The organism is Paraburkholderia sp. EB58, from assembly GCF_050436665.1.
Classification (GTDB): Bacteria; Pseudomonadota; Gammaproteobacteria; order Burkholderiales; family Burkholderiaceae; genus Paraburkholderia.
On sequence record NZ_JBNDMQ010000026.1, the window covers coordinates 114,390 to 136,101 of the forward strand.

A 21,712-nucleotide genomic window follows, 5' to 3' on the forward strand; every position below is an offset into this window, starting at 1 on the left:
ATTTTTCGCAATGTGGCGATTGTGCGAAGATTTCGAAAAAGAGGATTATCGAATTTGATAACAATTGGATAAAAGAACACCCTCACACGAATTTTATTTCTAATTCAGGAATAGATATTTTCGTGTTCTGCGAGTATTCGGACGCAACGCGCTTTGCGTAGGCGAACGCGGGACGCCGTGATCAGCGGGATGCTGCGGCAGGCATCAAGGGCATGGCTTGCCTTGTGTTCAGCGTCCGGTTCCGGCGGACCGGATCGAGCCGGTAACCGTAGTTGTAGATCGGGGTAATGGCGAAATCGGCGTCGGCGCGCAACTCCAGCTTCGAGCGGATCGCGGAGATATGCGCCGTCATCGTGCGCGCATTGATCCTTTCATCGTGACGCCAGACAGAACCCGCGAGATAGACCCGCGAAACGGGCCTCGCGAGGTTCCGGAACAGCAGCAAGGCCAGCTGGAACTCCTTGTGGGTAAGCGGGACGCGCCTTCCGCCTACGAGGACGCTGTGCCCGTGCGTCTCGAAGACGTACCCGCCGAACTCCGTCGCCCCCGAAGTCGCGTACCCGTCCCACGCCCTGCTGAGGGTGCTCTTGACGCTCGCAACCAGCCCTCGCGCGGACACGGGCTTGAGGAGATAGGCGTCTTCGTCCCGGGGCAATCCGCCTGGCTGGCGCTCGTCATTGCCGACGAAAAGCATCGGCCGGTCCGGCGAGAGCGTTTGCGCAACGTACGCGAGCAGCCCCTTGTCGAGCCCATCGCTATCAATAATGGCCAGATCGGACTCCGCGGCCCAGGGGCTTTCGAGCAACGCATCAATACTGTAATAGCCTCGACAGTGATAACCAGCTTGTCGAAGCGTATTGTTCATCGACCACGAATTATCGGGATCATTTTCGAGTGTTACCAGTTTCATCGGTCTAATCGCATATATAAACTCGCATGAACCGCACGCGCGGGAAGCGTAGTACGTCGCTGCGTAGATTTATTTAGGCGCATTCAATTCAGGTGTCAAGCCGAGGGCCACGAGCAGCATGGTCATTTAGACGATATTATTGCCATTGCGTGAAAAACTGTTTTGCCGGATATCGCAGCAATTAGGAAAATCGTCATCAAGATACAATAATGCCGTCTCCGAATGAGCGCCTTGGCGCTTTCTCCGCCTGAGCGCCCAACTGTTCAACCCGCCCACCGGCTCAATGCATTGCAGTTGTATGCGCAGCCAGGGTCCCCCTCGTGACGGAAACGGCCGGAAGCCCATCGCCATGATGTGGGCCTGTGCCAAACCTTCTATTTGCAGTCAGGATTCCGATGGACACTTTGGAAAGCATGCGAATGTTCGCTCGCGTCGTAGAGGCCGGCAGCTTCACAAAGGCCGCGTCCCTTGCGTCCGTGACCACGCCCCAGGCATCACGCGCGATCACCGATCTGGAGTCGCGGCTGCATACACGACTGCTGCACAGAACAACGCGGCATCTGTCGCTCACCGAAGCCGGCGAACGCTATCTGCAACACTGCGAACAGATTCTGGCGCAAGTCGATCTGGCGGAGGCCGAGGCGGCCGGGGCCGGGGCCCAGCCTTCCGGCAAGTTGCGGGTTCATGCAACGACGAGTTTCGGCCAGCATCATCTGGCGCCGCTCATCGCGCGGTACCGCAAGCGCTTCCCCGAAGTTGTGATCGATCTCGTGCTCGCGCAACGGGTGCCCGATCTCGTCGACGAAGGGTTCGACGTCTCGGTGGTGGTGGCGCGGGAACTGGCGGATTCGGCGTTGGTGTCGCAACGCATTGGCAGTGTGTATACGATTCTCTGCGCCTCCCCGCGATACCTGGCGAAACACGGCACGCCGGTCCGGCTAGCCGACCTGAACAAACACACCTGCCTGCAACTGATCCTGCCCGATGTTCCGCTCGGGCAATGGTATTTCGAGGGCGTGGAGGAATCGGTGTTCCGTCATGTGCGGCCCGCACCGCTCACGGTCAATGTCGCGGAGGCACTCGGAGAGGTCATTCGCGCGGGCATGGGAATCGGGCCTTTGCCGATCGCAGTGGCACTGCCGGGCTTGCGCGACGGCAGCCTGGTTCGCGTGTTGCCCAGCCATCGCCTGCGGGCCAATAACATCTATGCGATGTATGCATCGCGACGCTACCTCGACGCCAAGATCAAGACGTTCGTCGAGTTCTTGCGGGACCAGGTGCCGCTTGCGCTGGCTGAACAGGATGGGGAATTGCTGGCGCTTGGGGAGAACCAGAGCCTCGTGCGCGAACCGTATTCGATCTGAAGCTGCCCGGCAGTCCGAAGCCGGAACGCATTCGTTGCACCAGCGTGGGCCAACCTGCCTGGTCGGAGCGCACGGCGACGCAACCGCGCTTGCCTCCGGGCTCACTCCGCTAGCGCGACGTGCCGCGCGTACCCTTCTTCGCCCCCGTAGCGCGAGGCACTTCTTTACCCGGCAACGCCGCGCCCCAGCTCATCTGCTCCATCCAAGACAGGGCCTCGACGTACGAGAGAAACTGCTGGAGATACCCAGGCGACAACTCGCGCATCAGCGAGAGCGACCGATGCACGAGGCTGCTCGAGTTGAGCGGACCAGCATTGCCCGGCACTTGCTGCTGCGACTGCCGCAGCTGTCTCTCCGTACTGAGCCTCGACCAGACTTCCCTGAAGTAATCGAGCACCTCGGGTTCCGGCCAGCGGGCCGACTGGGGCGCGACATGACCCGCTGCGGGGCCGTCTGCCTTCGCGGTCGTTGCACGGCCGGCAATATGATCAAGCAGTTCGCCTAGCGCTCCGCGAGCGGGCGTGCCTAGCTGTGCCGCGCTGTCTGCAGCGCCCACGTCGTCAGACGTGAATGCAGCTTTCTCAAGATCTTCGGCATAAGCCGTGAGCAGGCTAGCCAACCGGTCGTCCAGGATGCGTCGCGCCTCGCCGCTATGGCCGGCCGCACGCCGGTCCAGCGCCTCGATGAAATGAAAGCGCATGGGATCCATGTGATCGGCGCCACGCTCGCGCCATGCGTCGAGCGTCGCGCGGGCCGCGCCTGTCACATCACTCTCGACACCCATGCCGCTACTCACCGGGCTTCGCCGTTGCGGTAGACGGCCTCGGAACCGGCGCCAGTTCGACTCGCCGGTTCCTGGCCCTGCCCTGGTCATCGGCATTCGAACTCACGGGCTGCTGCGAACCGAACGCGGCCGCAAAGACCGACGCGGCAGGAATACCGTCATCGATCAAGGCCCGCGTCACCGTCAACGCGCGCTGCGCCGACAGTTCCCAGTTGTCGGCAAAGCGACGGTTGGCCTCGCCCACCTGGCGGTCGTCGGTAAAGCCGCTCACCATCAGGATCTCGCCACGCGCCTGGAGATACGCGGTCAGCGGCCCAGCGAGGCTCTTCAGGACTTCCCGGCCTTCGGGCTGCAGTTGAGCGGAGTTGAGCGCGAACAACACGCTGCCACTAATGCCGATGCGCCCGTTCACCAACGTCACTCGACCCGCTGCCAGCGGCACCGCCAACGCCTGCTCTAGCGTCTTGCGGCGCTGCGTTTCCATCTGCCGCTGCTTGACCTCTTGATCGAGCCGGGTCGAGAGTTCCAGTTGCACGCCGATGACGCCCACCAGGATCAGCACGAAGGCGCCTAGCAGCACCGACATCAGGTCGGCGAAGACGGGCCATATCGGCGCCGTCGTCTCCACGCCGCCGTCAATTTCCTCGCTCATGCCGTCCCAACTCCGGCGGACGCCCGCTTGCCGGCAAGCCGCTGCAGGTCTTCGACGATCTGCTTCTGCGACATCATGCTCAAATCGATGACCTCCCGTGCCTGCGCCACGTAATAGGCGAGCTGTTCGTCACTGCGCGCGAGGGACTTGTCCAGCGCGGCTTCGATACGTTGCAGATGGGTCACCAGCTTGTCATTCGACTCGCCGAACACGTGGACCGCCGCGCCGAACGCATCACCGAGGCTCGCCACCTCCACCGCACTGCCGGTGACCTGTGCAGCAACGGTACCCAGCTTGCTGGTCTCGAGCTCGACCTTGTCGGAAAACTGCGTGCCGACACGATCGAGCAGATCCGCCGTCGTGGTGACCAGCGCGTCGACGGCCGAGCGCTGCTCGGTGGAGGCGTGGTTCACGGCATCGAGGAGGGTCTCCACCGTAGCGAGCAGGCGGCTACGCTCTTCCAGCATGGCGGTGTCGCGAGCCATGCTCTCCGAGAGCTTCTGGCGCAGTTCGGCGACGACTTCGGCAGCGGCCTTCGGCGCTTCCGAGGCAGCTTGCACGAGTTGGGAGATCTCGGCGATGGTATTGCTGGCGTGCGCCTGGGTCTGGGCCGAGATATCGCGCGCGGTCTGCGCCAGCGTGTCGCAAACCTCCTGCTGGCGGGTCGCTGTGCGCGTGCCCGCCTGTTCCCACTCGCGGCTCAACGTGGCAGCCATCGAACTGAGTGTCTCGGTCCAGGCGGCGAGGCGCTGCTGGTCGCGCGAGGCCAATTCGGCCTGCAGGTTCGCCGCAGCCTTGGGAGCCTCCGAAGCCGCTTGCACGAGCCGGTCGATTTCGGCGATCGTGTTGCTGGCGTGCGCCTGCGTCTGGGCCGAGATATCGCGTGCGGTCTGCGCCAGCGTCTCGCTCATCTCCTGCTGGCGGCTCGCGGTGCGTGCACCTGCCTGCTCCCACTCGCGGCTCAAGGTGGCTGCCATCGAACCGAGCGTCTCGGTCCAGGCCGCCAGCCGCTGCTGGTCGCGCGAAGCCAATTCGGTCTGCAAGTCCGCATGTGAGCTGCCGACGGTGCGCAGCAGCGACGCCGAGTGCTGCTCGAAGGTCGCTGCTGCGGCCGCCAGGGCTTGCTCGTTGTGACTCGCCAGCTTCTCGCTGACCTGCTCTTGCCGCGTCAGCGCCTCGCTCCACGCTTCCGACACCCTGCCCGCCGTGGCGTCCAGACGCGCTGAGACGCCGTCCAGCAGGCCGGCCGAGCGTTGCTCGAAGGTTTCGGTGAAGCGGTCCAGCGAGCCACGCAGATGCTCGGTGAGCGCCTCGTTCGAGCGCTGCTGCCCGGCCAATGCCTGGCTCCAGATATTCGCCACGGTCGTGGTGGTCTCTTCGAAACCGGTCGACAGGCCGTCCAGTTGGCGCTGCACGGCGTGCGTGACGGTGTCGTGCAACGCGGCGGTCTCGCGTGCGAGACCTGCCATCGTGGCCTCCATGACCGGCTTCAGCGCCACGCTCGCGGCGCGGGCGCTGTCGGCCACGCTCGACTTCAACGACTGCTCCACGTTGGCAGCAAGGCGCATGTAGGCGGCCTCGGTCCTGCCGTGGAAAGCGTTCTGGGCGGCGATCTGCTGCTCGTTCATGGCGAGGCTCTGGCGCTCGATGGTCGCCATCATCGCCTGCAGCCGGTCGCCCAGCGTGGGCATCACCTCGGCCTGTCGCTGCAGGAGCTTGAAAGTTTCCTCACGCTGATGGGTCTGCGAGTAAATGCGCAACGCCGAAGCAATCTTCACGTCGAGCATCTGCCCCGCGCCGATCCGCTCGCGCCGGCACAACGCCGAAAGCAGCCCGAGCATGGCGGAAGCGGCCACGCCCGCAATCGAGGTGCCGAAGGCAAACCCGAGCCCTTTAACCGGCGCAGCCAACGACGCGCGGATAGCCTCCAGGTCCGTCGAGCTTTCCAGCGCCATCCCGGTGCCCCTCAGGGTCGCCACCATGCCCAGCAGCGTGCCGAGCATGCCCAGCAACACCAGTAGGCCGACCAGATACGGCGTGAGCGCCGGCCCCGGCAGCGCCGAGCGCTCGCCTTCGATGCGCAGCCGCACTGCATTGCGCAAGCTGGGATCCAATGGCTCGAGCCACGCGCCGAGGCTGCGCGGGGATTCTGACAAGTCCGTGACGGCGCGCGCCAGCGTAGAGGTGGCCTGACTGTAGCGTTGCAACTCGAGCGCACCCACCAGATAGCAGGCGCCAATCAACATCGTGACGGCCAGCGCAAGCGGATTGGAGCTGACGTAGCCGGCGCCGATCCAGCAAACCGCCGCCAGACCTGCGAAGAAAACAAACAGATTGAGATATCTGGACATAGTGTCTCAGTTAGCGGGTGAGAAGGGCCGCGAGCAACCCTTCGACCGGTTGAAAACGAAGATCCAGTTCGGCGAGCAATACGCTCTGTATATCCTTGCGGAACACGTCGAGCCATGCGCCGGTTCTGATCCCTGCCACCTCCCCCGCGGCCTCCGCGGCCGCCAGCGTCTCCCGCTCGGCCTCGCGCAGACGCTCGAAGTGCCCTGCGAGCATCCCGGGCACGGTGGCGAGCAGATTGTGCTCGCGGGCACTCAGCGCGCGCTCCATCACGGCATCCACCACCGCGAGCCGCGCCATGGCGGGCGTCCGCGTGGCCAGCACGGTGCGTAGGCGACCGCGCAGGTTGCCGACTGCCGCCTCAATCGTCTGCTGAATGGAGAGATAGCGCTGACGAAAAACCGCGTAGTCGACGGCCGTATCCGCGGAGGCATCCTGGGCGGCGGCTTGCGCTGACGTTCGCCGCCTCGCGACGGCGAACGTGCTATCGCCGACGATGGCATTCGCCAGCGAGGTGCGCACGCGAGTGCACTCGGCCTCCTCAGCGTGACCGTTGGCTCGCGCGCCAGCGGCCACGGCCGGCGGTTGACCGCCCCGCGGCTGGCCGCCTTGGGGCGTGCCGCTCGGTAGCTGGCCGCTCAGCGCCGTCGACAGCCCAATGGCGTCGGTCCAGCCGAGCCATTGGCTGAGCCGGTCCGAAAGCGATTGGCTTGATTCGGGGACATCGTGGTCCGTCAGGCGAGCAAGGACGCGAATAAGCGCCGGACCACTGAAGGCTGTGCGCTGTGGGGCTTGCAACATACCACTCGATTCTAAAAAGTCAGCAGTTTACACGCTGTCGAGGGGGACGCCGCCGAACCTTGAGGAATGGGGTAGGTAAAAGGGGATTTGTGCGGCGTCTGTGACCAGACGCCGCCCGCCAGTTCAGGCGGCGACTTTGCGTTCCGCTCCGAGCGGCAATTCAGGCAGGTTGCGATCCGACTGCGGCACCGAGCCAGGCCGGCGATGCACGTCGTGCGTCACGAAACCCTGTTCGCGGCTCGGCACATCGAACCACTCCCGATGCGCAAACGAATCGCGGATGTCTTCAAGACCGCTTTCCCAATGCTCGTGCATCGTATCGATGCTGAACTCGTAGTCCTTGTAATGCCCTTCATAGGGCTTGTTCTTATAGATGAGGTGCACCACATTAATCGCGCTGCCGTCGGCCGCTTCTTCGGCGAGACGGAATAGCGGATCGGTCTTGCGCAGCTCCGGCGGCACGTGTGCGAGCAGTTCCTTGATGAAACGTGCATGTTTCTGACGATCCGCCAACATGCCGGTAATCGCCCGCGTGCGGCTCGAGTACTGGATGTCTTTGGCACGCTCGGACACGTCGAGGAAGTCCCCCGGTGCATTGCCTCGCGCGCTCCACAGGTCGACCTGAAAAACCAGCGCATCCTTGTGGTCGGCGTCGCGAAGCACCTCGGTCAGCGGCGTGTTGGAAACGAGGCCACCGTCCCAGTAGTACTCGCCGTCGATCTCAACCGCCGGAAAACCCGGCGGCAACGCGCCCGACGCCATGAAATGCTCTGGTTCCAGGCGCATTTTCGTGTTGTCGAAGTACACCAGGTTGCCGGTCCGCACGTTCACTGCGCCCACCGAAACGCGGATGTCACCGTCGTTGATGCGATCGAAATCGGCGAACTTCAGCAGTGTTTCCTTCAGCTCCGCGGTGTCGTAGTAGCTGACCACGTTGGGGCTTTGCTTGCCGAAACCGGCCATCGGCAACGGCCTGCGCGGTGAGAAAAAGCCCGGCTGGCCCTCTGTCAGCGCGCGCCCGGCTGCCCACAAACTGGCCCACTTGCGCGACAGGTCTTGCGTGCCGAACCCCGGAAGCATCCACGCACCCAGATCACCCACCCAGTCGCGCGGATGGCAAATCGAATTCCAGAAACCGCGTAGCGCTTCCACGCGTTTCTCCGGCGCATTGCCGGCAATGATCGCGGTGTTCAGTGCGCCGATCGAGACGCCCGCAATCCAGTGCGGCTGCACACCGGCTTCGGCGAGGCCCTCGTAGACGCCGGCCTGATAAGACCCGAGCGCACCGCCGCCCTGAAGCACCAGGGCAATTTCGTCGTAGCGCGGCAGCACGAACGCATCCGGCTGCCGGTTAGTTTTTGTTGTGCTGCTGCGCATACGTAACCCCTTATTGCATTGCCCAACCGTGGCTGACGATCACCGACTGCCCGGTGAGCGCATTCGATTCGAAGCCCGCAAGGAACGCCACCGTATTGGCGACGTCCTCGACCGTGGTGAATTCACCGTCGACGGTTTCCCTAAGCATCACGTTCTTGACGACTTCGGCTTCGGAGATACCGAGTTCCTTGGCCTGCTCGGGAATCTGCTTGTCGACGAGCGGGGTGCGGACATAGCCCGGACACACCACGTTCGCGCGGACGCCGCGCGGACCACCTTCCTTCGCGACCACTCGCGCCAGTCCCAGCAGACCATGCTTGGCGGTCACGTAGGGGGCCTTCAGCTTCGACGCCTCGTGCGAATGTACCGAACCCATGTAGACGATCGAACCGCCCTTGCCGCCGGCGTACATATGTTTGATCGCGGCCTTCGTGGTGAGGAAGGCGCCGTCCAGATGGATCGCCAGCATCTTCTTCCAGTTGGAGAACTCATACTCTTCGATGGGAGCAACGATCTGGATACCCGCGTTCGACACGAGCACATCAATACTGCCGAGCTCCTTCACCGCGCGTTCAATGCCGCTATTCACCGCCTCTTCGCTGGTGACATCCATGGCAACTGCGAGCGCCTTGCCGCCTGCAGCGACGATGCTGCTGGCCACCTTCTGCGCGTTCTCGAGATTCAGGTCGGCGATCACCACTGCGGCGCCGAGACTCGCGAGTTTGCGTGCACACTGCTCACCAATACCGCTTGCTGCGCCGGTTACAAGCGCGACTTTATTTTTCAACGACATATTGCTTTCCTTCCCTTATTGATTGACCGCGAGCTTCACGGTTTCGGTTGAGGCCAACTCAGTAGAGGCGAGATAGTCGAAAGCGACCTCGCCAATATCTAGCGTGAGATTGGCAATCACATGCCGCGCGCCGACCACCCGCTTCACCGGCAGATCGGCGACGGGCGCCAACGCGTGCGGATGCAGTTCGAGCGCAGCCGGACCCGACCACGCACCGAGCACGCTCACGTCACGCAGATAGAAGCGCACGAGCTCACATACGCGCGCCGAACCGTCCACGTGCGGGAGTACTTTCAACAGGTAATTGGGTGTGTCCGCAAGCTTCTTGCGTTCAGCCTCGATATCGAGCGGCACATGCTTGAAGCCCATCGTGCCGGTTGCGATACGTTGTGTGCCGTAGTCGAGCGTGCCGAGCAGCGTGTCGTTGCCGTCGACGCTCAAGGTCGGCCGGGCAAGCTTCTTCGGAAAACCCCAGATTTCACGGCCGCCCGCAATCGGGCCTTCGTCATCGAGATACATCGAATGGGTGTAGTTGCCAAGGCGCCCTTGCTGGTCGCGCACCGAGATGACCTGACCGCTTTCGGTGTAGTCACCGAAGCCCGACGAGTCCGGCATGCGAATGAATTCGTAGTGCACAAGATCGTTTTCCGGATGCAACGGCTCCGGCACGATGGCGCGCAGCGCATCGAAATCCGTCTCATAGGAAATAATGAAGTATTCCCGATTGACGAAACGGTACGGCGGCCGAGGATAAGCAGGATTGTGAACGGGCATCGCAAAGGCGTCTTTGCGGATCGAAGCGAGATTCATGAGACTCCTTTATGACTAACGACGCATGCAGCGCCGGTGCAATGTTAGAGGCAATCCTTACGCAAGAAGAGCCGTCATTTATCAATAGACCGTTAACTAAACTGCAACGCTGAGAATGGAACTTCTGCAAAAATCACTTTCAACTTTCAGCCAATTCGTGGACGGCGATTCGGAGTTGACAACAGACAATTGTCCGAAACGCGAAAGTGATTGGCCATTCAACTGCCGTCCGATTGGCTAAGGTTCTATCTGACCGTCACGATGCAAACCCCCGACCATGCCCACCGCTACACCTCCTGATCTGCACCACGAACCCGGTCAAGGGCACTCTCTGGCGCGGCATTACCCTCAGGGGTTGCGAATCGATCCTCATGCTCACACCTGGGCCCAGGTCCTCTATGCGGTCGCGGGTGTCATGTGGGTCGAGGTGGGCCGGGAGGCGCTTCTCGTCCCGCCGCAGCGTGCAGTCTGGCTGCCACCGGGGACCGTGCACTCCATTCACATGATGAGCGCGGTCAAGATGCGCAACATCTATCTTCACGAGGACAACGTCCGGCATCTCAGCAAGCACTCTGACGTCTTCGAGATCAATGGGCTGTTGAGAGAGCTCATCACCACCATTGCGGAGCGGGAGTTCGAGCGCGACAACGAGTATCTGCAGACCGCTTATCGTTTCGCAGCCATGGAACTCGGGCACGCGGCGCGCTATTCAATGAGAATTCCACTGCCCGACGAATCAGACCGGCGCCTCGATGTACTCTGCCGCGCGGTGATCGAGAACCCGTCGGTCGGCATCAGCTTCGAGCAACATGCCGCTTCGGTCGGCGCCAGCGTACGCACGCTTTCGCGCCTGTTCACTCGTGCGCTCGGCCTCGGATTTGCGGAGTGGCGCCGCCAGGTGCAATTGGCCATTGCCGTCTCGAAGCTTGCGGGGGGCCAGCCCGTCAATTCGGTGGCACGCTCGCTCGGCTATCGGCCGAGCAGCTTCAGCGATATGTTCCGCCGGGAACTGGGCGTGGCGCCCAGCGATTTCCGCCCCGACGAAACACTGCGCGATGACTAAAAGCCAGGTCTTCGATAGTGCACGCATGCAGAATCGCACCATGCCCCATCGTGACCTGACTGCCGATCAGAGTCGGTGATCCCGCTCATTTCACCAACCCCAGTTGTTCGCGCGCTTCGCGTGCCGTCGCAGCCTCGCCGCCGAGCGACAAGACGATTAAGCTCAGTTCAGGCGTCGTCCACCGTCGACCACGATCGTGACGCCGGTGCTGAATTGCAAGTGGGTCGCGCACGCTTCGATCGCCGCGGCAATATCTTCAGGAGTACCGATGCGTCCGAGGGGCGTTGTCGCAGCGACCTTGTCGTTGAAGTCCACGCCACGTCCCGGCACAAAGCTCGTGTCGACGACGCCGGGGGAAACATTCAAAACCCGGATGCGTGGAGCAAGCGCGCGCGCCAGCGACGCGGCCATCACATCGAGCCCTGCCTTCGCCGCACAGTAGGCGATGTTGCTGCCCACGCCCGTGCTAGCGGAAATCGACGAGACGTTCACGACCAGACCGTCACCGGACTCGTCGAGCAGCGCGCGAAAGGCCCGGATGGCCGCAAACTGCGCGCGCCAGTTGACTTTCATGATTTCGTCGATCAATTCGTCGGTCAGCGCATCGAAGTCGCTGTGCTTGACCGGCTTCGTAAACCCGGCTGTATTCACAAGGATGTCAACCCGTCCTAGCTGAGCCTTCACGCTACTCGCGAGTTCGACGAGCGACGCGCTGTCCGTAATCGCCGTTACCGCCGCGAGATGACCGCTGCCGGGCAACGAATCGACCACACGCTGCGCCTTGGCGACACCAGACTGGCTTGTGACGACGACGGTGGCGCCGGCATTGGCGAGCCGGGTTGCCGTAGCGGCGCCGATTCCACCCGTACCGCCAAGAATGACCGCCACTTTTCCTTCGAGATCGTTGGACACTTTAGTCTCCGCGTTATCGGCCATCGGTTCCAATGAATTTCGCGAGGCCATATCTGGATGCTATCCCCTCAGGAAACGCGGGGCGGACAACCACTTTCGAGTTTCTGCCAGCCCAGGGTTTCCTCCAGGTCGCCAGCCGCGTTACGAAGCCGGGCTGTGTCCAGCCCTCTGAGAAGCATGCTGCGTCTTCACCGCAGCCGAGGAAGCGCTCCAGCCGCCTCCCAAGGCCTTGATGAGAAACACGCTCTGAGCCAGTTGCTCGCCGCGGATGGTGGTATTCAGACGGCGCTGGGTCAGCAGCGCCTGCTGGGCATCGATCACGTCGAGATAGTTGGCAAGTCCATCACGGTAGCGCTCGGTGGCGATTGACAGAACGTGATCCGCGCTGTGGGTCGCCGCGACCGACTCGTCAGACGCCTTGCCCAGATAATTCATGCTCGACATGCCATCCTGGACTTCCTGAAATGCCTTCAGGACAGTGGCCGAATAGTCGTCGACGGAGGCCCGGTACCCCGCTTCGGCGAAGCGGTTCATCGCAACAATCTTGCCGCCTTCAAATACGTTCTCGAAGGCCGAGCCACCCAGTGACCACAGCAGGCTCGACGCGGTGAACAGCGAGCCGCCGGCGACGGACTCGAAGGCAATAGACGGGCTCAGCGTGATGTTCGGATAGTAGGCATTGCGTGCCACGCCAATCCTGGCGTTCGCGGCTGCCACTGCGCGTTCCGCGGCGGCGATGTCTGGACGCCGCTGCAGCAACTCGGAAGGAATCCCAACCGGAACGGACGGAATGCTCGTCGGCATGGTGCCCGCTGCCAAGTGAAACTCAGGTGCGGGCGTGCCAGTCAACGTCGCGAGCGCATGTTCCGCGCGCGATCTCTGCTCGGCGAGCAGTTCCCGCTGTGTCGTCGTCGCCTCGAGTTCGGCCTGTTGCTGGGACAAGTCAAGACCCGACGCATCCCCATCGCGATACCGACTGGTGACGAATTTGAGCGCCGCCTGCTCGTAGTTCACCATCGAATCCACCACCGCCGTCTCTTCGTCCAGTTCTCGGACATCGAAATAGGTCGTGGCAACCTCTGCGGCAATCACCAGCTCCATATTCTGGAAGTCCGCCTTCGACTGCTCGCTGTCGGCTTTCGACGCCTCAACTTCCCGCCGTACACGGCCAAACAGATCAACCTCATAACTGGCCTGCACGCCAACCTGGATATTGTTCTGTACGGTTGAGGGAGTGGGAAACGCGTAGTCCTGCGAGGGCCGGTTTGCCGAAATCCGACTGCGGTCTCCTTGCGCCCCCAGACCCACCGACGGCATCTCGGCAGATTTGACCTCGCCTAGCTCGGCCACACTTTGCGTGTAATGCTCGAAAGCGGACTTCAGCGTCGGATTTGCCGCAGCGGCCTTCTGTTCCAGACCGTTGAGCGCCGGATCATTGAAGAGGGTCCACCAGTCGCCCCGGATCGCATCGTCCTGAGGTTGCGCGGCCTGCCACGGCGCCTCCGGATGCCACGTTGCAGGCGTCTGAACGACAGGTTTGACGTAGTCAGGGCCAACGGCGCAGCCCATGCAGGCACCGACCAATGCCAGTGACAACGCGTGTTTGACAGACTGTTTCATAGCGCACCTTTAGCGGACGGAGACATGCTGGCCATCCTCGAGCGAATCAGGAGGATTGAGTACCAGACGGTCTGTGGCATTCACGCCCTGAGTAATCTGCAGAGTGGTGCCGTAGTCTTCTCCGACCGTCACGGGTTTCAGATAAACCTGGCCATTGGCGTCAATCACCGCGACGCGCAAGCCCTCGGCGCGGAACAGCAATGTATTGGCCGGAATCACGACGGCACCGGTTGACGGGAGATCCAGTTGCACGTCAGCGTACGCGCCGGGCTTCAGCACACCGTCGGGGTTGGGAAGATCGACCTCGATCTGCATCGAGCGAGTGACGGTATCGATCGCATCAGCGGTGCGCACGACGGCCCCGTAGAAGTTCTTTCCAGGAAGTTCGTTAAGCGTGACACGCACTCGATCGCCGTTGCTCACCCGTTGCGAAAAGGCCTCGGGCACGTACACATAAGTCTTCAGCACGTCGTTTTTGGCCAGCATGAACAGCTCTTTACCCGCCCCTTCCGCACCCGCATCGACCAACGCACCGACGTCGATATTGCGTCGCGTGATCACGCCGGGGAATGGAGCCACGATGCTCTTGAAGCGTTCGAGTTCCTGGAGCCGGCCGACTTCCGCATTCGCCGCGTCGAAATCGGCCTGGGCCTGCGCGAGTGCGCTCTGCCGCTCGTCAAGTTCCTGCTGCGACACCGCGTCATCCGAACGCAAGGTCTGCCAGCGTTTGGCCGAAATGTTCGCGAGGTCGAGGCGTGCCTTCACCTGCTCGCGCGACGCTTCGGCCGCGGCCAGTTCCCGGTCAACTTCAGGCGTGTCCACCGTCGCTAGCAGATCGCCTTGCTTGACCGTATCGCCGATGTCTTTGTACCAGTGCGCGATATAACCCGTGCTTCTGGCGTAAATCGGCGACTCCGTGTAGCCCATGAGCGTACCAGGCAGCGTGACCGTCCGATCGGCGGGTCCGGCTTTCGGTTTGACCGCCGTCACGAATTGTTCGGCGTTCTCGCTAGCCGTCCTCTCGAGCGCATTGGCGTGCGACGAACGATCCCAGATCGCCTTCACGCCTAGCAGCGCAAACGCAATAGCCACCATCACTGCAATCTTTGAGGCGCGTTTTACTGCGGTTGAATCATTGTTCGACCCAGCGTCGCGACTGGACACCGGCACAACAGAATCATGGATATTGGACATGGTCATTCTCCAAGCGCCGGAGCTTCGGCATTGTGTTGGGAACGCTTCCTGTGCAGGAGCGCAAAAACAGAAGGAACGAAAAGCAGGGTCGAGAACGTGGCGAACAGCAGGCCGCCGATCACCGCGCGCCCTAATGGCGCGTTCTGCTCGCCGCCGTCACCCATGCCGAGTGCCATCGGAATCATCCCGATGATCATGGCAAGCGCGGTCATCATTACGGGGCGTATCCGCGTAGCGCCCGCTTCGTATGCCGCCGTCAGCGCATCGCAACCTGCCGCCAGGCGTTCGCGTGCAAACGAGACGAGCAGAATGCTGTTGGCTGTCGCCACGCCCATCGTCATGATTGCCCCCATCAATGCAGGGACGCTCAGCGTGGTCTCAGTGAAAAACAGCATCCAGGCGATGCCGGCCAATGCAGCAGGAAGCGCGGTGATGATGATGAAAGCGTCAACCCAGGTCTGGAAATTGACCACGATGAGCAGATAGACGAGCACGATCGCCATCACGAGCCCCACGCCGAGCGCCAGAAACGACGAGTTCATGGTCTGAACCTGGCCGCGCAGCGTGACACGTGCCCCACGGGGCAAGGTGGGCTGAACCTGCTTGATCAATTTCTGAATCTGGCCGCTAACTGAGCCCAGATCGCGTCCGTCGACGTCCGCGTAGATATCGACCGTTGGCATGATGTTGTAGTGCGTCACAACAGCAGGCTGAATCTCCGGCTTGACCTGCACGAGATTGGCGAGCAATTGGGTCGGATACCCTGATCCAACGTGCGACACCGGTGTGCGCAGCAGATCATCCAGCGTATTGATGCGGTATTGCGGCGACTGCACGGCAACGTTGTAGACCACCCCGTTCTTGCTCAGCCAGAATGACGGCGAAGTCTGGAAGCTCCCGCTCAGTGAATCGAGCATATTCTCCGCGACGTCCGTCGCGTTCAGCCCAACTTGCTGGATCTGGGTGCGGTTCATGCGCAAGTCGATACCGGGGTTGTTATCCAGCTGGTAGACGTGCACATCGACTGCACCGGGAATCTTGCGCATCCGATAAGACAGATTGTTCGCAATACTGCGCAATTTCACCGGGTCGTTGCCGGCAAACTGAACGTCGATTGCCGCCGGCGAGCCAAAGTTGAGAATCTGCGTCACCATGTCCGCCGGCTGGAAGAAGAACTCGGCGCCGGGGTACTTCCTGGCCAGTTCGGTCCGCAAGGTTCGAACGTAATCGCGCGTGTTGCCGTGCTTGCCTTCCTTCAGGGCAATCAGGATTTCCGCATCCGCGTTGCCAATCGTGCCGCCGTTGCTGTAAGCCAGATTGATACCGCTGACCGGCAAGCCGATGTTGTCCAGGATCGTGTCGAGGTCACTAGCAGGAATGACCTGGCGGATGGTGCCTTCAACTTCGTCAGCCAGTTTGGCCGTCTCTTCGATCCGCATGCCCGTCGGTCCACGCATGTGCAGACGGATCTGACCCGAGTCGACACTCGGGAAGAAATCGCGTCCCAGCGTCAGGAAGAGCCCGCAGGAGGCGATACAAGCGCCAAGGAAGATCGTGACAAACAGGGAACGGCGAGCCAACACCGCCTGCAGCACTGCTACATAGCCAGCACGCAGGCGCTCGAAGCCCGCTTCGAAGCGGCCCTGCACACGGTGGAACAGGTTGGGGCTGGAATTGACTTCATGGTGCGACACGTTGGCCATCAGAAACTTGACCAGCGTCGGCACGAGCGTACGCGACAGCAGGTAAGAAGCCATCATCGCGAACACTACGGCCTCGGCGAGCGGCACGAAGAGGTACTTCGCCACGCCGCTCAGGAAAAACATTGGCACGAAAACGATACAGATACACAGTGTCGAAACCAGTGCCGGCACCGCAATCTCACCAGCACCCGTGAGGATGGCTTCTTCCAGGGGTGTGCCGAGATGCAGGTGACGCTCGATGTTTTCGATCGTCACGGTCGCGTCGTCGACGAGAATCCCCACGGCCAGCGCCAGACCACCGAGTGTCATCAGGTTGATGGTCTGTCCACAGATGCTGAGCAGGATGATGGACGACAGAATCGACAACGGGATTGATACGGCGATGATCACCGTGCTGCGCCAGCTGCCGAGGAACATCAGGATCATGGCAGCTGTCAGCGCCGCGGCAATCGCCGCTTCGCGGATCACGCCCGTAATGGCACTTTTGACAAACACGGATTGGTCAAAGAGCGGCGTAATGCGCAACTCCTTGGGCAAGGAGGCTGCCGCCAGCGGCAACATCTTCCGCAGGTCACTCACAATCTGCAGTGTCGACGAACCGCCATTCTTGAGGATTGGCTGAAGCACGCCGCGTCGTCCATCCTGGCGGACGACGTTGGTTTGCGGCGAGAAGCCATCGCGCACGTGGGCCACCTCGCTGAGGTAGGTGGTCGAACCATTTTTCGTACTAACCGGAATGGAATTCAACTCGGAAATGGCCTCAGGCGCACCATTCACGTCGACCTGGTACTCCGTAGCGCCGAGCTTCGCTGTTCCCGACGGCAAGATCAGGTTCTGCGCGGTCACGACGTTCACGACGTCAGCCGGCGTCATACCCTTCGCCAGCAATGCCTGGGTATCGAGGTCGACCGCAATGACGCGCGATTTCCCGCCGTACGGATACGGGACTGCCGTGCCGGGAATGGTCACGAGCTGGGGACGCAGAAAGTTCATCCCGAGGTCGTTCAACTGCTGCTCTGACAGCGTGTCGCTGGACAGGCCCAACTGGATAATCGGTACGCTCGAAGCCGAATATTTGATGACGAGTGGCGCGGTGATGCCAGGCGGCAATACACGCAGCGTCTGCTGCACGTTGGCGACGGCCTGAGCCACAGCCATCGGTACGCTGGCACCCGGGCGCAGGTAAAGCTTGATCACCCCAACGCCGGCGAGAGACGATGACTCGATGTGATCGATGTCGTTCACGGTTGTGGTAAGGCTCCGCTCGCTCACGGTCACGATTCGCTGCGCCATATCGGTCGCATCGAGTCCGTTGTAACTCCAGATGATGCTGACTACGGGTATGTTAATTTCCGGAAAAATATCCGTTGGCATCCGCAGGAGTACGAATGGTGTAGCTAGCAGAATGAGGATGGCCGCGACAATAAATGTCAGCGGTCTCCGTAACGCGATATTGACGATCCACATGGCATTCGGTCACCTAAGAAGTCAGTCCTTCGCTTGAACGCTTCCGCCATTGTTGCGATTGATCATTGGGGCAGGCAGGCTCAGGCAACTGAACTGCAGGGTAAAAAGAGGTCGAATCAGTGACCGGAGTGTATTTGGCCTACTAAGAGTCGGCCGGACAAACACTTCTGTATCTCTGCCACGCGGGCCGCGCTGAAGCTTCTCCGTGAACCGCCCGTTCGCCGGCAAAGGGCCTAGGCACGGGCACTCTTCCAGTCCGCGCAGCGACAGTTATCCGAAGCGACAAGAATCACTTTCCGTGCGGAATATGTGTGGTAACAAACCTCACCTTTAGACTCCCTCTTGTTTTTGGGTGAGCCCTTTTTGATGTATAGCCAGGTGCCGGCGATGAAAGGAAGGTTTTCAGACTCGGAATTCGAGCGCAGCGGCGCGTCGGGAGAATAAACAATGGTCGATCTGAACGATCCACTTACGCAGGCATGCGTAGCGTCCGTGCTGTTTGGAATCGCGCTGTTTGTGCGTCCGCTGAAATTGCCGTTTCTGCGGGCCGCGCTGCGTATTAGCGTATTTGCAGTCCTGACCGCCGCACTGCTGCATGCCGGCATTTCGCCAACCCGGTCTATACCCGCGTGGCCGTCGGTCATCCGCCACGGGGTGGGTGAGATACTGGTGGGGTTCTGGTGGTTGGGTGGCGCCGCCGTCGTCAACAGCGTCGTTAGAGCATCACTGATAGTTCGCGGGTGCCCCGCACGCGAGCGGCTGATCCAGGACATCGTGGCGACACTCGCCTATATCCTCGCAGCGCTACAGATCAGCGACAAGGTGTTCGGCCTGCCGGTAGGCGCACTGCTTGCGACTTCCGGCGCCGTTGCGATCGTGGTGGGCCTAGCGTTGCAGAGCGCGTTAGGCGATGCGTTTTCCGGAATCGTGCTTAATCTGACGCGGCCGTACCGGATTGGTGATTGGATCGTTGTCGACTCAACGCTTGAGGGGCAGGTCATCGAGACGAACTGGCGAGCGACGCATCTCATGACGGTTGAGCGGAACGTCGCCATTGTCCCGAACAGCGTGATTGCCAAGACGCGCTTCATCAATACGAGTACATCCGCGGCGCCACGCGGTGTCACTGTCCGTCTACAGTTGCGGCCCGACGTGCGCCCTAACACTGCCATCACGGCACTCACTCGCGCCACCGGGGAGCATAGCGAGATTCTTGAAGCGCCCGAGCCGCAAATTTCGATCCGATCCTCGACGGTCAGCTTCGTCGACTATGAGGTGCGCTTTTTCATTTCGCGGCAGGCCAACGAAGCGCAGGCATCAACGCAATACCTCGACATGGCGTTTCAGCATCTGGACTCCCTTGGCGTGTCGCGATCTCCCATCGGCCTTACCCCAGACTCCGCGACCAGCAATCAATGATCACCCGGACGCCCGGTTCAGCGCACGCCATCTTCATTTTAAAGTCGTGCACACGAAGCACCGCTGACACAATGCTTAAACCAATTCCCGAACCAGGAAGATGTTGCGTCTTCTCGCTCCGGTAAAAGCGCTGCAGCACCACCTCGCGCTCAGCGGCTGGAATACCCGGACCCGTGTCGGCGATGCTGACCTGCGGGCCACCTGGCGTCTTCCGCAATTCCATCTTTACGGTGCCGCCCTCTGGGGTGAACTTGATTGCGTTATCCACCAGATTACTGAGCGCCTCGAACAGCAGGTTGCGGTCCCCGTGGATGTCCGGCATCGGCTCTACGTGCATGATGAATTGAATCGACCGGCTTTCGGCTAGCGGCTCGTAAAGCTCGCCGACTTCCCGCACGAGTGCGTCCAGTTGGATGTCCGCAAACCCCTCGCGACGTTTCAGCGCCCCGATCTCCGAGATGCGCAAAATTGCCCGGAACCGCTCCAGCAGACGATCCGTATCGGATCGCGCGCGCGCAATCAGGTCCAACATTGGCCGGTCGTTGAGGAACTCGGCTCGTTGCACCATGTTGCCGAGCAGCACAATGACATGCGCAAGCGGTGTGCGGAGATCGTGGGCAATGCTATCGCACGTGCCCTTCACCTCGGCAATCAGGCGCTCGATCTCATCGAGCATGCGATTGACGAGATGCGACAGCATGTCGATTTCATCGCGGCCGCCAGTCGGCAGACGCTGGTTCAGATCGCCCTGCGAGATACGCTGCGTGACGCGACGGATCGCCCTCACGCGCCGCATCTGCCGCGCACTCATGGCGAGGCCTAAAGCGATGCCTGCGGCCAGGCAAAACATGCCGCCCATCGCGAATGCGTTGATTATCGCCTTACGGACGCGAAAGATGTGGGAGACATCGCGGCTGACTAACAAAATGTCTCCGTTCTTGCGCCGTTCCGCCATGGCGCGCACCAACGGTGCCGGTTGGTTGCCGGTAATCGTCAGCGTGTGCGTCAGCGTCTCGCAAACCCTGTCGACGGCTAACTGTGAAGGAAACGCCGTTACGTCGCCCGCGATGTATCTGCCGTCCGGCGTAAACAAACCGTAGTAATTCTCGTGCGTGCGCGAGTTTTCGAGGCGGTTACGGATCGAATCGGGCAGCACGTTGTCCGGCGTCGAATCGAAATAGATCATTTGCCAGTCCATCACAACATCAACCTCGTGTTCCATCTGCGCCGTTACCGCATGCTCGACGAAGACCAGCAGCAATAACAACGAAAACAGAAAGGTGACTGTATAGATGAATAACAGCCGGGAGGTCATCGAGGTCCAGCGACGCTGACGCTCCGCCGGTTCGGTCGGGAAGGGAGATTTCATCGAAACCATGGTTCGTGCGGGAGTGGATTTCGCAGCGCATCGCATGCGATATTGCGCGACCTGCTACGCGATTCACCTACCTTGCATCATTCACGCTGAATTCGGATAGACAATCGACGGTCAGTAGGAAAGCACATTTTGCGAAATCTCGCTCTGCAGCGGACAGGGTGCAGATTAGTGGCCTCACCCGGACAGCCGCGTGGCCGCCTGATTAAATAAAATTTAACGGGTGATTGGGCGAAACACTATTGTCCGCGTCGACAAGAATCTTTTCTAACAACGCCAGCGCCCGAATATGCACGGATGTAGCCCACAAATCGCGGCGTTTTAAATAACCGTCAGTTCCCGGCCATTTTCGCGCCACTTGAAATTTGTATGATGAGCAGACCGAGTGCCGAACACTAAAGCGGCATCCGCATCCCATCCACCGTGGTTCAGCGGAGAATTAGATTCATGAGCAAAGAGCCCCAGAAACCGGACCCCAGCGCAGACGATTCTACGGCGGTGCTTGAACGTCCGACGCGTCGATCGTTCCTGACCCGCGTGGGTGCTGCCGGAGTCGCAATCGGCACCGGGCAGCTTCATTCAGTTGCCCTCGCGGATTCCGATACCAACCAGGAAGCGGAAGCGCCGGCAGCGGCGATTGCGTCTGACGATAGTGCCAATATACACGTCCGGTTGAACGTCAACGGTACGAATCACGAGCTGGATATCGATCCACGCACAAGCTTGCTCGACTGCGTGCGCGAGCATCTGCACCTCACCGGCACCAAGAAGGGTTGCGATCACGGCCAGTGCGGCGCGTGTACGGTCCATGTCGATGGCAGGCGAGTGAACTCGTGCCTGAGTTTGGCCGCCACCCATGAGGGAGAGGCAATCACGACTATTGAAGGCATCGGCAAGCCGGGCGCGCTCCATCCGATGCAGGCAGCCTTCGTTGAACACGACGGCTTCCAGTGCGGGTACTGCACGTCTGGGCAAATCATGTCTGCCGTCGCGCTTCTCCACGAGCCTTACGGTCACAGCGACGACGATGTCAAGGAAGCCATGAGCGGGAACATCTGCCGCTGTGGGGCCTATACGAACATCGTGTGCGCGATCCAGCAAGTTCGTCGCAAGGTTTAA

17 protein-coding genes are annotated in these 21,712 nt (G+C 61.1%); 4 read left to right on the forward strand and 13 right to left on the reverse strand.

The window, feature by feature from the left end:
• Positions 1–181: 181 nt before the first annotated feature.
• A complete protein-coding gene (locus tag P3T40_RS30765; protein WP_429271476.1) occupies positions 182–910 on the reverse strand; it encodes a response regulator transcription factor in 729 nt (242 codons plus the stop codon).
• Between the two features lie 395 nt (positions 911–1,305).
• Between P3T40_RS30765 and P3T40_RS30770 the strand changes: the two genes are divergently transcribed.
• Complete coding sequence (locus P3T40_RS30770) at positions 1,306–2,274, forward strand: LysR family transcriptional regulator (protein ID WP_429271477.1); 969 nt, start codon at positions 1,306–1,308, stop codon at positions 2,272–2,274.
• A 109-nt stretch (positions 2,275–2,383) separates the two neighbouring features.
• On the opposite strand, the gene P3T40_RS30775 is transcribed toward P3T40_RS30770, so the two are convergent.
• The 7 genes from P3T40_RS30775 to P3T40_RS30805 form a co-directional block, all read right to left on the reverse strand.
• Entirely contained in the window at positions 2,384–3,058 is a 675-nt protein-coding gene (locus P3T40_RS30775; RefSeq protein ID WP_429271503.1) for a DUF2894 domain-containing protein, read from the reverse strand.
• Between the two features lie 4 nt (positions 3,059–3,062).
• Positions 3,063–3,710 carry an OmpA family protein gene (locus P3T40_RS30780; protein ID WP_429271478.1) on the reverse strand — a complete coding sequence of 216 codons (648 nt, stop codon included), beginning with the start codon at positions 3,708–3,710 and terminating at the stop codon, positions 3,063–3,065.
• Entirely contained in the window at positions 3,707–6,061 is a 2,355-nt protein-coding gene (locus P3T40_RS30785; protein WP_429271479.1) for a DUF802 domain-containing protein, read from the reverse strand. Before P3T40_RS30785 ends, P3T40_RS30780 begins: the two co-directional genes overlap by 4 nt.
• Before the next feature lie 10 nt (positions 6,062–6,071).
• Positions 6,072–6,860 carry a DUF3348 domain-containing protein gene (locus P3T40_RS30790; protein ID WP_429271480.1) on the reverse strand — a complete coding sequence of 263 codons (789 nt, stop codon included), beginning with the start codon at positions 6,858–6,860 and terminating at the stop codon, positions 6,072–6,074.
• Between the two features lie 123 nt (positions 6,861–6,983).
• The gene (locus tag P3T40_RS30795) at positions 6,984–8,237 is read right to left on the reverse strand and encodes a DUF3734 domain-containing protein (protein ID WP_429271481.1); all 1,254 of its coding nucleotides are present in this window, start codon (positions 8,235–8,237) and stop codon (positions 6,984–6,986) included.
• 10 nt (positions 8,238–8,247) lie between these two features.
• Complete coding sequence (locus P3T40_RS30800; protein WP_429271482.1) at positions 8,248–9,030, reverse strand: 3-hydroxybutyrate dehydrogenase; 783 nt, start codon at positions 9,028–9,030, stop codon at positions 8,248–8,250.
• A 15-nt stretch (positions 9,031–9,045) separates the two neighbouring features.
• Positions 9,046–9,840 (reverse strand): acetoacetate decarboxylase, encoded by a 795-nt coding sequence (locus P3T40_RS30805; RefSeq protein WP_429271483.1) that lies wholly within the window; start codon positions 9,838–9,840, stop codon positions 9,046–9,048.
• Between the two features lie 277 nt (positions 9,841–10,117).
• Here P3T40_RS30805 and P3T40_RS30810 point away from each other — a divergent pair, with 277 nt between their 5' ends.
• Positions 10,118–10,903, forward strand: a complete 786-nt coding sequence (locus P3T40_RS30810; RefSeq protein WP_429271484.1) for an AraC family transcriptional regulator — start codon at positions 10,118–10,120, stop codon at positions 10,901–10,903.
• 162 nt (positions 10,904–11,065) lie between these two features.
• Here the strand turns inward: P3T40_RS30810 and P3T40_RS30815 are convergent, their stop codons facing one another.
• From P3T40_RS30815 to P3T40_RS30830, 4 genes are all read right to left on the reverse strand, one after another.
• Positions 11,066–11,839 (reverse strand): SDR family NAD(P)-dependent oxidoreductase, encoded by a 774-nt coding sequence (locus P3T40_RS30815; RefSeq protein WP_429271504.1) that lies wholly within the window; start codon positions 11,837–11,839, stop codon positions 11,066–11,068.
• Positions 11,840–11,956: 117 nt separating this feature from the next.
• Positions 11,957–13,435, reverse strand: coding sequence for an efflux transporter outer membrane subunit (locus tag P3T40_RS30820; protein ID WP_429271485.1), 1,479 nt, complete (start codon positions 13,433–13,435; stop codon positions 11,957–11,959).
• Positions 13,436–13,444: 9 nt separating this feature from the next.
• Complete coding sequence (locus P3T40_RS30825) at positions 13,445–14,629, reverse strand: efflux RND transporter periplasmic adaptor subunit (protein WP_429271486.1); 1,185 nt, start codon at positions 14,627–14,629, stop codon at positions 13,445–13,447.
• Between the two features lie 2 nt (positions 14,630–14,631).
• Entirely contained in the window at positions 14,632–17,799 is a 3,168-nt protein-coding gene (locus tag P3T40_RS30830; RefSeq protein WP_429271487.1) for an efflux RND transporter permease subunit, read from the reverse strand.
• A 447-nt stretch (positions 17,800–18,246) separates the two neighbouring features.
• On the opposite strand from P3T40_RS30830, the gene P3T40_RS30835 reads away from it, so the two are divergent.
• The gene (locus tag P3T40_RS30835) at positions 18,247–19,218 is read left to right on the forward strand and encodes a mechanosensitive ion channel family protein (RefSeq protein WP_429271488.1); all 972 of its coding nucleotides are present in this window, start codon (positions 18,247–18,249) and stop codon (positions 19,216–19,218) included.
• On the opposite strand, the gene P3T40_RS30840 is transcribed toward P3T40_RS30835, so the two are convergent.
• Positions 19,187–20,587 (reverse strand): sensor histidine kinase, encoded by a 1,401-nt coding sequence (locus tag P3T40_RS30840; RefSeq protein WP_429271489.1) that lies wholly within the window; start codon positions 20,585–20,587, stop codon positions 19,187–19,189. The genes P3T40_RS30835 and P3T40_RS30840 overlap by 32 nt on opposite strands.
• A gap of 453 nt (positions 20,588–21,040) precedes the next feature.
• Here P3T40_RS30840 and P3T40_RS30845 point away from each other — a divergent pair, with 453 nt between their 5' ends.
• Positions 21,041–21,712 carry a (2Fe-2S)-binding protein gene (locus P3T40_RS30845; protein WP_429271490.1) on the forward strand — a complete coding sequence of 224 codons (672 nt, stop codon included), beginning with the start codon at positions 21,041–21,043 and terminating at the stop codon, positions 21,710–21,712.